General features: G+C 54.4%; 8 protein-coding genes. 4 read left to right on the top strand and 4 right to left on the bottom strand.

The features are described 5' to 3' along the window. Positions 1 to 44: 44 nt before the first annotated feature. A complete protein-coding gene (locus EDC23_RS04370; RefSeq protein WP_134081567.1) occupies positions 45 to 1,079 on the bottom strand; it encodes a metal-dependent hydrolase in 1,035 nt (344 codons plus the stop codon). A 157-nt stretch (positions 1,080 to 1,236) separates the two neighbouring features. On the opposite strand from EDC23_RS04370, the gene EDC23_RS04365 reads away from it, so the two are divergent. Continuing rightward, positions 1,237 to 2,211: a calcium/sodium antiporter gene (locus EDC23_RS04365; RefSeq protein WP_134081565.1), complete on the top strand. Its 975-nt coding sequence runs from the start codon at positions 1,237 to 1,239 to the stop codon at positions 2,209 to 2,211. A gap of 15 nt (positions 2,212 to 2,226) precedes the next feature. Here the strand turns inward: EDC23_RS04365 and EDC23_RS04360 are convergent, their stop codons facing one another. From EDC23_RS04360 to glgB, 3 genes are all read right to left on the bottom strand, one after another. Beyond that, positions 2,227 to 3,372: a GGDEF domain-containing protein gene (locus EDC23_RS04360; protein WP_134081563.1), complete on the bottom strand. Its 1,146-nt coding sequence runs from the start codon at positions 3,370 to 3,372 to the stop codon at positions 2,227 to 2,229. A gap of 1,286 nt (positions 3,373 to 4,658) precedes the next feature. After that, positions 4,659 to 6,125, bottom strand: a complete 1,467-nt coding sequence (gene glgA, locus EDC23_RS04350; RefSeq protein WP_134081561.1) for a glycogen synthase GlgA — start codon at positions 6,123 to 6,125, stop codon at positions 4,659 to 4,661. Next, positions 6,125 to 8,311 carry a 1,4-alpha-glucan branching protein GlgB gene (gene glgB, locus EDC23_RS04345; protein ID WP_134081559.1) on the bottom strand — a complete coding sequence of 729 codons (2,187 nt, stop codon included), beginning with the start codon at positions 8,309 to 8,311 and terminating at the stop codon, positions 6,125 to 6,127. The genes glgA and glgB overlap by 1 nt, the downstream gene beginning before the upstream one ends. Positions 8,312 to 8,738: 427 nt before the next feature. Between glgB and glgC the strand changes: the two genes are divergently transcribed. The 3 genes from glgC to malQ are packed head-to-tail and all read left to right on the top strand — an operon-like array spanning position 8,739 to position 13,161. Next, positions 8,739 to 10,007 carry a glucose-1-phosphate adenylyltransferase gene (gene glgC, locus EDC23_RS04340; protein WP_134081557.1) on the top strand — a complete coding sequence of 423 codons (1,269 nt, stop codon included), beginning with the start codon at positions 8,739 to 8,741 and terminating at the stop codon, positions 10,005 to 10,007. Beyond that, a complete protein-coding gene (locus EDC23_RS04335; protein WP_134081555.1) occupies positions 9,997 to 11,697 on the top strand; it encodes a glycoside hydrolase family 57 protein in 1,701 nt (566 codons plus the stop codon). The genes glgC and EDC23_RS04335 overlap by 11 nt, the downstream gene beginning before the upstream one ends. Then, the gene (gene malQ, locus EDC23_RS04330; protein ID WP_134081553.1) at positions 11,698 to 13,161 is read left to right on the top strand and encodes a 4-alpha-glucanotransferase; all 1,464 of its coding nucleotides are present in this window, start codon (positions 11,698 to 11,700) and stop codon (positions 13,159 to 13,161) included. Positions 13,162 to 13,317: the final 156 nt, after the last annotated feature.

The following is a 13,317-nucleotide window of genomic DNA, read 5'->3' as shown; positions in this document are numbered from 1 at the left end:
GTGCCCCCGTGCGTAATCAACCGCAGTCGTCACTAAATACACGTTTATTTATCAGGGGAAAGCTGACAATCGGCGACATCACAACGTCCAAGCAGCATGGCCATAAATGTTTCGCGCAACTGCGGGCTGCTGTCCCGGAAAAAGCGATATTCCACGTGGCTGTGCGGTTCCCCGGCATCGAACTCGATTCCCCATAGCGGTCTCACCCCGGCCGGCAACATACTGTAACGCATATCCCCGAGGACATTTTCCTGTCCCGGATCAAGGGCGACAAAACAGTCCGAGAAGCGCTCAAAACGTTGTATATCCCGCGCCAGGGCAGTCTCCGCATCAAGCTTTGGCAGATCAACACGCCGGTTAAAACGGACTACCGAGTCGCCGGGATAGATCCGGTTTTCGGCCAGCAAACCGACTCTTACCGCGTCCACGTAGATGCGCTCCTCGTGCCTGTACACCGAACGCCATAACAAGAGATTCCCCAGCGTCGGTTTAACCACATGGCGCCGCGGTTCATGAGAGCGTTCCGCGGTCAGCTCCGCCATTACCTCCTGGGCGCGTTGTTGTTGTATGCCGGCAAAGCCCAGATAACCGGCACACAAGGGCAATACAACCAGCGCCACTCGCCGCCCCGGGAGCCAGAGCCCCAGCAACAGTCCGATCAGCAGAATCAATGTAAAAACCGGATCAACGATAGCAATGAGGTTCAAGGCGATCCGCTGTTCGGAAAAGGGCCAGAACAACAGCGTCCCATAGCTGGTCAGCGCATCCAGAACGCCACTGAGGCTGAATCCCGCCAGACAAAAGAGATAGAGCCGCTTGAATGATAGATGGTGACGCAGTAATGGCCACAGGATCAGGGCGGCGACAGCCGCTCCAAGGGGAATAAACAGCAGTGAATGGGTAAAATGGCGATGATACTCGATACTCAACAGCGGATCTTCCGCCGAGCGGATTAAAATATCCGCATCCGCCAACAAGCCGGCAAACAGGCCGGCCAGTGTCGCCACTTTCTTTTCGGTTTTACGGGCAACTGATTGGGCCAGCACCCCGCCAAGCAAACTCTGGGTCAGAATATCCATGGCGGAAACTATACCTGAAAGTCTTAATGTCGTTAATGAAAGACACGGAATAAACAGCTGATAACCGATCTTTTCATGCGTCAATATCGAAATTGGTACTTGCAGTCAGGATTGGCACTGTTGAGAATAGCGACAGGTAGCTTTGAAGAGGCGTGTGATGGTTCTGGCAACAAGCGTGGTAATAGTCAGTCTGTTATTACTGATCTGGAGTGCCGATCGGTTTGTGGACGGCGCGGCGGCAGTGGCACGCCACCACGGGATGCCACCGCTGCTGATTGGCATGGTCATCGTCGGGTTTGGCACCTCGGCACCGGAGATGATGGTCTCTGCGGTGGCGGCCTGGCAGGGAAACCCGGGGCTCGCGCTGGGTAATGCCTATGGGTCCAATATTGCCAATATCGCCTTGATTCTGGGGCTGACAGCCCTGCTCAGCCCGATCGTCGTGCATTCTCAGGTAGTACGCAAGGAACTGCCGGTTCTTACCCTGGTCACGCTTCTGGCCGCATGGCAATTGTGGGACGGCGCACTGAGCCGCCTCGATGCAATAGGGCTGTTACTGGTGTTTGCCGGGCTGATAGGCTGGGCGATACGTGCGGGGCTGCGCGAACGGGATGATACGCTCGCCCGGGAAATGGACTCGGAACTGGCCACCCATCCGCTACCGCTGAAACGGGCGTGGATCGCGCTGGGCCTGGGTCTGCTACTGCTGATTGTCAGCTCGCGCGGACTGGTATGGGGTGCGGTGAGCATCGCCCAGGGTTTCGGGGTCAGCGATCTGATTATCGGTTTGACCGTTGTCGCGTTGGGCACCTCGTTACCGGAACTCGCGGCCTCGCTGAGCGCCATCCGCAAAGGGGAGCATGATCTGGCGCTGGGGAATGTCATCGGCTCCAATCTGTTCAATACCCTGGCGGTAGTCGGGATTGCCGGAATGATCCAACCGATGGCGATCCCGAATGAGCTTCTGATCCGTGACATGTTCGTAATGGGGGTATTAACTCTGTCGTTGTTTGTATTCGGTTTCCGGTTAAAGGGTGCGGGGCGCATTAATCGGTTTGAAGGAGGCCTGCTGCTCGTCGTGTTTATCGGCTATACGGGCTATCTTGTCATGCAAGTGGCAGGGGGAGGTTAACCAGGCGATTGACGGTTATTCCTGCACGCCTTTTGCCAATACCACCCGGTTTTTACCGTCATGTTTTCCCTGATACATGGCGTTATCGGCAAACTGAATGGTTTTATCAACACCCAGTTCATCACTGTACTGACAGGCCCCGAAAGTAATCGTTACCTGATGAACAAGACTGTTTATTCTCATCGGCTCGGCCAGACAATCACGCAAATCGCTCAAAACGGCCTCGGCCTCCTCCAACGTCACATTGGCCAACATAATCAAAAACTCCTCGCCACCCCAGCGGCTGACCACGTCGTGTCGCCGCAATCGTTGTTGCATACGTGACGCGAACTCCTTCAATAAAACATCACCGGCATGATGACCGAAACGATCATTAATGTTCTTGAAATCATCAATATCACCCAATGCCAGAACAAAAGGCTTTTTATCACGTTGAAACCGACTGACCTCCTCCTTTATCGCCTGAATCATTGCATGACGATTAAGAAGTCGTGTCAGAGAATCATACGTGGCAAGCTCCTCATAGGCTTCTGTTAGCCTTTGAAGCTGTCTTTCCGAGTCATTGACGCCCTTGGAATAATAATGCGCCAGGTAGGCAACCAGCGCCACGGTGGCAACCAGGTTGCCGATATGCAACAAGCGAGTAACATGAACATCCAAATGATATACGGGAAACATGTTAAGCGGATCGACGTAAAATACAATCATCAACCCAACAGGGACAGCAGACAACAGAATTTTTTCAGCAAGGGGGCGAGTCGGCTTGATGAATAGCAATGGGGAAATAGCAAACATGTAGTAATAAAAACCACTGCTCCACCCGACAAGAAATATAGCCAAACTGGCGTGGGAAACCACCTCGATATAGGTCAACCACAAAGCCAGATAATAATGGTCATTGCGATTGAGATAAAGCGCCAGCAAAAATACTACCAGACTGAACACATTGAACAGGTAAAGTTCATGGATATTCAGCCAGAAGAAGACAAACAGAAACAATCCATGCAAAAAAAGTCCTGCCACATAGACATGCTCGGCGGCGTACAGGAAGCGGAATTCCTCATGACTAACCCGGGATATACCAAAGGTCCGGTGATGCGAGGACTCCTTTCCGTGCGGCAAACTTCCCGATTCTGTGGCCCTGTTATCATCTGGCTGCATGCAAATATCTTTATCTTTCCTGAACGGCGTTCTAAATGCCCGAACACCTTGACTTTATCGACGCTGTCATTTGGAATACTTATTTAGATTAGAACACTTCACTCTCTTGCGACAGGTATTGACCGAAATTCCTCTCGGAAAAACTTACTTGATTGCCGAAAAGAAGAACACAGAGGGAGCTGTCTGTCTCCTGTGCGGCGTCAATCAGCTGCGCCTGTTCTAATCGGGGTTGTTGTATACACCCGGAAACGGAACTGGGCCACTTCCCTGCTCCCGACACGTCCCTCAATCGACCGAACGGCGGCGCGAATCACATAATTCGTCGCCGACTTTCGCGATTCAGTGGTAACTGTGGGACATAACACACACTGGTCTTCGGGGTGGCACACAAATATTCTTTTGCATTACAGGTGCGGGAAGCAGGGCAAAGCGTCGCTCCTCGAAACCAACTCTGACACAATATTAAAGTGGCTTTGTCTTGCGCGCCAACCGCGTGCGCCAAGCGTCTCAAGTGTTCCAGGCTGGTGCAAAACCTGAGACCGGGGGCGAATCAATTTAAATACGACAACCCCGGACCAACGAGATATTCCATTAAAATACAGTTATTTGGCTAATGAAGCGACACAATCACTCATCTGGCATGATTGTTGAAACAGGTTTGCTGTAGCACAGGTTCAACAGACTTGATCACACCCTGGAGGTGAGCGCCATGAACAGTCAGTTTAATTACGCCACGTTCGTTGAGTTGTTTCTGAAATCCGACCAGACCGCTGAGTCATACGTTGTTAACCAATTCGAGCCGCCGGCGACTACAGAGCCGGTTGCCACCGATAACGTGGTATCTCCTCCCGCCTGATGGCGAAAACCTCAATGCGGATTCAACTCCGCCTTTGGCGCAGCCTTCCCCGGGCTGTGCCTTTTCTTTTTTCTGGATCCTTTTTCTTTAACCCTTTTAACATGAGGCGCAAATCGGGACTATACTTCGCCCACCCCATTACGGGTTTGCCACAGTCATGTCATAACCCGGTTCCAGACTTACCCGCTTACGAGTCGCTCAGGAGATCAGCCATGCAAATGCAGGATATCCGGCAAATCGCTAAACAGCACGGCCTGAAAACTCGCGCCGGAACAAGGTCGAGCTGGTGCGGCAGATCCAGGCTGCCGAGGGCAACTTCAACTGCTTTGCCACCGCTGTCAACGGGCTCTGCGACCAGCAGAATTGCCTGTGGCAAGAGGACTGTTTTGCCGCAGCAAAAAAACGTCTGAATTGAAAACGCCCGACGACGTCAGACCATGCGACTATCCTGCAGAGCCTGTTCATACAGTGCAGCGTAGGCCGACGCGCTGTGTTTCCAGGAAAAATCCTGTTGCATGGCAAACTGTTGCAGCTGTCGCCAGCTCAGCGGTGTCTGATAGCCCCTCACAGCCCGCTGCAGGCTTTCCTGCAGCGCCGGCACGCTAATCTCCCGCATGACAAATCCGCTGCCCTCACCCCGTTGCAGCGCCTCACCGCTGGCATCAATGACGGTATCCGCCAACCCGCCGACCGGGGTAACCAACGGCAGGGTGCCATAACGCTGACTGTACATCTGGTTAAGCCCGCAGGGCTCAAAGCGCGAGGGCATTAAAAACAGGTCTGCCCCCGCCTCAATGCGGTGGGCCAGCTGTTCATCGTAACCAATTGTTACCGCCAACTGCCGGGGATATTGTTTTACCGCCTGTTGTAACGCCTGTTCATAGCGTTTGTCGCCACTGCCGAGTATCACCAGTTGCACGGGCAGGTTGAATAGCCATGGCAGGCTGTCGAGAACAAGATCAATCCCCTTCTGTTCCACCAGGCGGGTCACCATCCCGATCAGCATGGACTCGCCGGTTTGCGGCAGACCGAAGTGCGCCTGCAGAGCTCTCTTATTGGCCTGTTTATCCAGCAGATGCCGCCGGTTATAGCGTTTGACAATCAGGCGATCCGTACCCGGGTTCCAGGTACGGGTATCGATTCCGTTGAGAATGCCGCTGAGTCGATCCGCCCGGTGTGCCAGAACGTCTTCCATACCATGGCCGAACACCGGGGTCTGGATCTCCCGGGCATAGGTCGGGCTGACGGTGGTAATCCGATCGGCATAGATCAGTCCTCCTTTGAGGAAGGAAAACCGACCGTGATATTCGAGGCGGGTAAAATGCCACAGGGACTCGAGCAACCCGAGTTCGTCAAAGGTTGGGCGATCGAACAGCCCCTGATAAGCCAGATTATGCAGGCTAAACACACTGGCAGGGCGGTCGGTCTGCGATTCAAGATAGACCGGAATCAGACCACATTGCCAGTCGTTGCCGTGGACAATATCCGGCTGCCAGTCGAGACCGGTCTGGTCGCCAGCCAGACGCGCCGCCACTTGATCAAACAGTGCAAACCGTTGTGCATTATCCGGCCAGGGTTCGCCGTCATCATCAAGGTAAGGATTGCCGGGGCGATCGAACAGCGGCGGACAGTCCACCAGCCAGGTAACCACACGACTGCCCGGCAGGGTGGTCTGCCACAGGGTTACCGGGTAGTGATCGATAGTCAATTCAATCAGGCGACGTGGCCGCTGAGAAAGATTCTGCAACAGATCACGATAGGCCGGTAACAACAGACGCATATCGTGCCCCAGTTGTTGCAGCGCGCGCGGCAAACTGCCGGCCACATCGCCCAGACCGCCGGTTTTGATCAGCGGGTAGGCCTCACTGCTGCAATACAGAATACGTCGTGAAACCATTAGTCGGCGATATATTCAAGTATAATCCCGGCCAGCGGCGGCAGGGTCAGTGACAATGAATCGGGGCGCCCCATCCAGCTGACACCGGTGGTATACAACTCGCCCAGATTACCGACATTGCTGCCGGCATAAAATGCCGAGTCGGAATTGTGAATTTCACGATAGCGCCCAGCCTTCGGCACACCTATACGATAACCCTCGCGCGGCAACGGGGTAAAATTCAGTATCACGATCACAAAACGCTTATCGCTTTTTCGAATAAAGCTGATAACCGATTGCATCGAGTCATGACAATCGATCCATTCAAATCCCTGATAATCAAAATCGTAAGCGTGCAGAGCCGGTTCCCGCCGATACAGGCTGTTGAGATCACCAACCAGTTTTTGCAGACCGTGGTGCACGGCATATTCAAGCACCTGCCACTGCAGTTGTTCCTTGGCATTCCATTCGGGTCCCTGGCCGAACTCGCAACCCATAAACAGCAGCTTCTTTCCCGGATAGGCATACATAAAAGTATAGAGCAGCCGCAAATTGGCAAACTTCTGCCATTCATCGCCCGGCATTTTATACAGTAACGAAGATTTTCCGTGTACCACCTCGTCATGGGAGAAAGGCAGAATAAAGTTCTCGGTAAACAGGTAAATCAGCCCAAAAGTCAATTTATCGTGATGATAACGTCGATGAATCGGATCCTGGGAAAAGTATTCCAGAACATCATGCATCCATCCCATATTCCATTTCATGGAAAACCCCAACCCGCCCAACTCAACAGGTCGAGTTACCTGCGGCCAGGCGGTGGACTCTTCGGCCATGATCAGGGTGCCGGGGACTTCACGATGGGTTGCCGTATTCATTTCACGCAAAAATTCGATGGCCTCGAGATTTTCGTTTCCGCCGTGGATGTTGGGCAACCATTCATCCTGCTTGTCTTTGGAGTAATCGAGATACAGCATTGAGGCAACAGCATCGACCCGCAGTCCGTCGAGATGATATTCATGAAGCCAGAAAATGGCACTGCTGATCAGAAAATTACGCACCTCATTGCGTCCGTAGTTGTAAATCAGCGTACCCCAATCCGGATGTTCACCACGCCGGGGATCTTCATGTTCGTACAGGGCACTGCCATCGTACTTTGCCAGGGCAAAGGCATCACGCGGGAAATGGGCCGGCACCCAGTCAAGCAGCACACCAATATCATGTTGATGACAATAGTCGACAAAATAACGAAAGTCATCGGGGCTACCAAAACGGACGGTCGGTGCGAAATAGCCGGTGGTCTGATAACCCCAGGAGTCGTCAAAAGGATGCTCAGTCACCGGCAGTAATTCAATATGGGTAAAGCCCAGGTCGTTGATATAAGGCACAATCCGGTGCGCCAGTTCCCGGTAATCCAGATAGCCGCCCTGATCATCCCGCTGCCAGGATGCGAGGTGAATTTCGTAGATACTCATCGGTTGATGCAGCCAGTCATATTCCTGGCGCTGTGTCAGCCATGCGTCGTCCTGCCAGTCATACCGGCTTTCGAATACTACTGAAGCGGTATTGGGCCGCAACTCGGTTTGTTGCGCATAGGGATCGAACTTCTGCTGCACCTCACCACTGTCGCGATTGCGGATCTCATACTTGTACAGCTCACCAACCGTCAACTCCGGAATAAACAGCTCCCATACCCCGCTACTGTTTCGCGAGCGCATTGGATGACAGCGACCATCCCAGCGGTTGAAGCTGCCAATCACACTGACCCGCTCGGCATTGGGCGCCCAGGTGGCGAAGCGGATGCCGTCAATGCCGTCGATAGTACAGGGATGGGCACCCAGGATACGATAGACATGCAGGTGCTTACCGGCAGAAAACAGGTCAAGATCATAATCGGACAATAATTGACCAAAAGCATAAGGATCATGCATCAGGCGGGTGATTCCGTCGCTGTCGATCTGTCGCAGGCGGTAATAACGGGGCAGCTGGGCGGCATCGCCCCGCCACTCAAAAATATCACTGTTACCCACCCGTTGGAAAAGCGCGTCATTATCATCCAGTCTGAGCTCCCGGGTATGTGGCAACAGAACACGAATAAACGTCTTTCCGTCCTGTTCATGGCGTCCCAGCACGGCAAAGGGATCGTGATGACGGGCCTGCAGAAGACGCTGCAGATCGGCTGTGACGCCTGGCTGGTTGTCGGTTCGCATACCCGTATTCGATGTGCTTGATATCATCCAATTTCCATATTTGCTCACTGCCCTGACACAGTGACACCGTCATTAAAGCATAGGTGATTCAATGGCGATACGAAATCCGCTCCCTCCTGACGGATTGCCAGATCTCTGTCATTGTACTCGCTGGAATATGCCTTCCCGGTCCTCCACCCGGGTTAACTGGCAAAAACCCGGATAATCTGCTTTTCAAGCCGGACAATGGCGATTATGCTTGATTTGTATGTCACTGTAGTCGGGTCAACCGCAGACCATCAGGCTATCCCGGCTGAGCGACTCTGCCTCCGCTGTCTTCGAACTGGCTCAGAAATTGCTATAGTGAATCACTGGCATACAACTGGACGCGCGCTGCCGGACCCCGAAACCGGCTTTATAGGGTCAATTACCAAATAAGGAAGCTGTTATGCGTCATGGCCGTTCACCCCGTTTTGTCAGTCGTCTCACCCGTGACACCCTGGCCTTGATTATGGCCGGAGGACGCGGCAGCCGGCTCAAGCAATTGACCCTGTGGCGCGCCAAGCCGTCGGTCCCTTTCGGGGGCAAGTTCCGGATTATCGATTTCCCGCTCTCCAATTGCATCAACTCCGGTATCCGGCGTATCGGGGTGTTGACCCAGTACAAGGCCCATTCGCTGATTGTCCATATCCAGCAGGGCTGGGGAATGCTGCGCGGCGAGTTTGGCGAGTTCGTCGAGCTGCTGCCCGCCCAGCAACGCATCGAAACCTCCTGGTACGCCGGCACTGCCGACGCCATCTACCAGAATATCGACATCATCCGCAATCATAACCCCGAATATGTGCTCGTTCTGGCCGGCGACCATGTATACAAGATGGACTACGGCGCCATGCTCGCTTTTCATGTGGAACAGCAGGCCGACATTACCGTCGGCTGCCTTGAGGTACCGTTCGAAGATGCCTCGGGTTTCGGGGTCATGGATATTGACGAGACACAGCGTATCCGCCACTTTCTGGAAAAGCCGGAACATCCCCCCACCCTGCCCGACGACCCGGGAAAATCGCTCTGCTCCATGGGCATTTATGTCTTTAACAAGGATTTTTTGATCGAGCGCCTGCTGGAAGATGCCGACGATGTCCAGTCCAGTCACGACTTTGGCAAGGATGTGATTCCCGGCCTGATTGACAACTACCGGGCCTATGCCTACTCCTTTCGTGATCCGGTCAGTGGCAACAAAGGCTACTGGCGGGATGTCGGGACCGTGGACGCCTTCTGGGAGGCCAACATGGAGTTGATCGGCATTACTCCCGAGCTCAACCTGTATGATCTGGACTGGCCTATCTGGACCTATCAGGAACAATTACCCCCAGCCAAGTTCGTGTTCGACGAGGACGGGCGCCGCGGTGAGGCGATCGACTCGATGGTTTCGGGCGGCTGCATTATATCCGGGTCGACCGTACGCCACTCGCTGTTATTCTCCAGCGTGCGGGTGGAGTCCTACTCTCTGATCGAGGACTCACTGATTCTGCCCGAGGTCGGGATCGGCCAGCATTGCAAGATTCGCCACGCGATCATTGAAAAAGGCTGTGTCATACCCGATCACACCCAGATCGGAGTCAACCCGGAGGAAGACGCCAAACACTATTATATTACCCCAAAAGGCGTGGTACTGGTCACACCGGAAATGCTGGGACAGCAGATTCATCATGTCCGCTAAGCCCCTCAATGTCGTCATCTACTGGCATATGCATCAGCCGGAATACCGTGATCTTCGCACCGGTCACTATCACCTGCCCTGGACCTATCTGCACACCATCAAGGATTATGTCGATATGGCGGCACACCTGGAAGTCAACCAGGCAGCACGGGCGGTGGTCAACTTCACTCCGACCTTGCTGGAGCAGATCGACGACTATGCCAAACAGATAGAGAGCTTCTTCCTGCATGGAACACAAATCCGGGATCCGTTGCTCGACGCACTCGCCCAGCCGATCATGCCCAGTGACCGGGAGCAACGTCTATCGCTGATCAAACAGTGTCTGCGAGCCAATGAAACCCGGCTTATCAATCGTTATCCCAACTATCAACGTCTGGCCGAGTTCGCCAGCTGGCTGGATGAACACCCCGATGCCATTGTTTATCTGCATGACTATTTTTTGACGGATATTCTCACCTGGTTTCATATCGCCTGGCTGGGCGAGACCGTGCGCCGCAACAACCCGCAGGTACAGGCCCTGATCGACAAAGGGGCCAGCTTCAACCAACATGACCGTCGGACCCTGTTGCAACTTATCGGCGATCTCTGCCGGGATGTGATCGGACGTTATCGCCGTCTTGTCGAGCAGGGTCAGGTGGAGCTGTCGATGACGCCCTACGCCCATCCGATTGTCCCCCTGCTGCTGGATATCCATTCCGCCCGCGATGCCCTGCCGGAAGTTGAACTTCCGGCAGTGGAACAGTACCCCGGCGGCAAGGAGCGGGTTGACTGGCACATTGACAGGGGGCTGGCGGTATTCGAGCAACACTTTGGTTTTCGCCCCACCGGCTGCTGGCCGTCGGAAGGCAGTATCAGTGAGGCGACCATTCGCACTCTCAGTGACAAGGGATTTGCCTGGCTGGCCAGCGGCGATACAGTCCTGCATAACAGTCTACAGGCATCCGATGCGCCGATAGATACACAATGTCTGCATACCGGTTACCGCTATAACGACACCTCAACCTGTTGTTTCTTCCGCGATGACGGCCTGTCCGATCTGATCGGATTTGATTACGCTACCTGGCATGCCGATGATGCGGTAGCCAACCTGATTCACCACCTGGAAAATATTGCCGGGGCCTGCCAGCAACACCCCAATCCGATCGTCTCGATCATTCTGGACGGGGAAAACGCCTGGGAGTTCTATCCGGAAAATGGCTATTATTTTCTGGATGCCCTGTATGCCGGCCTGGCTGAAAATCCGGCAATACATCTGACCACCTACAGTGCCTATCTGGCGGATCAACCCGAGATCACATCCCTGGATCGCGTGATCGCTGGCAGCTGGGTGTATGGCACTTTCTCCACTTGGATTGGCGACGCCGGAAAAAACCGCGCCTGGGAGCTGTTGGTCGACGCCAAACGGGCCTGTGATCAGCAACTGGCCGCCCGTGAGTTCACGCCCGAAGTACGGGAAAAGATTGCGGTGCAGCTGGCGATTTGTGAAGGCTCCGACTGGTTCTGGTGGTTCGGTGATTACAACCCGGCCGAATCGGTACGCGACTTTGATCACCTGTACCGCATCCAGCTGTCCAATCTGTACAGCTTGCTGGATCTGGAACCGCCGGAGAGTTTGGGCGAGCCGATCTCCCTTGGCGGCGGCCAGCCCGCCGCCGGTGGTGCCATGCGACGCGGCCAGGAAGAAGACTGAGTGCATCCGTTGTACCGACAACGTCGGGGCGGTGTTTTGCTGCATCCGACTTCCCTGCCCGGACCGTTGCCCCGCGGTCAGATCTGTCATGATGCCTATCGCTTTATCGATTTTCTGCAGCAGACCGGTGTCACCATCTGGCAAATGCTGCCGCTCGGCCCTACCCATACCGACGGCTCGCCCTATCTGGCACTCTCGGCACATGCCGGAAACCCCGAGCTGATCAGTCTTGACTGGTTGAAGGATCGCAAGCTGCTGGACAACCCGGCGCAGGTCACGGACTTCGTGCAACACCGCCAGCAACTCGAACAGGCCTGGGAGCAATTCAACAAGCGAAAACCCCGAGCACTGTTCGCGGCCTATGAAGCATTTGTTGCCCGCCAGTCCCACTGGCTGGATGATTACAGCCTGTTCATGTCGATTCGTGAATCGCAACAGCACCGCTCCTGGACCGAGTGGCCGGCCCCGCTGCGTGACCGCCAGACTGCCGCCCTGCAGCAAAGCCGGACCGAGCTGGCAGAGAGGATCGATTTCCAGTGCTTTTGCCAGTTTGTTGTCTCTCAACAGTGGCACGATCTGAAACAGTACGCCAACGCGCATGATGTAAAACTATTGGGTGATATACCAATTTATGTCTCCCTCGACAGCGCCGATATCTGGGCACAGCGAGGGTTGTTCACCCTGGATGCCGAAGGTCATCCGCAACAGATCGCCGGTGTACCACCCGATTATTTTTCCAAGACCGGGCAACTCTGGGGCAACCCACTCTATCGCTGGGATATCATGCGACAGGATAACTTTCTCTGGTGGCGGCAACGCATGCAGACCCAGTTGGCGCTGTTCGATGTCGTGCGGATTGATCATTTTCGGGGCTTACGTGCATTCTGGGCTGTACCCGCCAACGCAGAAACCGCGATGGAAGGGCACTGGGTGGAGGCCCCCGGGGATGAATTGTTGGAGGCGCTGCATGAAAACTTCCCCGAGCTCCCGCTGGTGGCCGAGGATCTGGGGATGATTACCGAGGATGTCCATGCGCTGCGTAAAAAGTTCGGCCTGCCCGGCATGAAAATTCTGCAATTTGCCTTCGATGGCGCTCCCAACAATCACTACCTTCCCCATCAGCACGAATTCGAGTCACTGGTCTATACCGGAACTCACGATAATGACACCACCCTCTCCTGGTATAGACAGCTGGATGAAAAGAGCCGCCGTTATGTCCGGGAATATCTGGGGTTAAATGCCGATACGACTATGCCCTGGCCGTTGATCCGCAGCGCCCTGGCCTCGGTCAGTTGCCTGGCAGTCATACCGATGCAGGATTTCCTGGAGTTGGGCAGCGAAAATCGAATGAACACCCCCGGTACCCTGGAAGGTAACTGGCAATGGCGCTTCGACTGGGAACAACTGCCCGCCGATCTCACCGCAAAACTCCACCACCTGCTACATCTGTACGGACGACTGTAAATTATAGAAAAAAATAACGCAGAGGCGTTTATGCCCGTTGTTTGGGTGCAAAGACGCAAAGTTCGCCAAGATATCCTCAAAAATAAACTGCAGGTCACACTGGCGAGAGACTGCTTGATACCCTCCGAACGGAGAGAATGTCAGGTAGCACTGCGC

The organism is Thiohalophilus thiocyanatoxydans (genome assembly GCF_004366735.1).
In the GTDB taxonomy this organism is placed as follows: domain Bacteria; phylum Pseudomonadota; class Gammaproteobacteria; order UBA6429; family Thiohalophilaceae; genus Thiohalophilus; species Thiohalophilus thiocyanatoxydans.
Note: the sequence above shows the minus strand (reverse complement) of the source record. Positions and strands in the feature narration are given on the sequence as shown.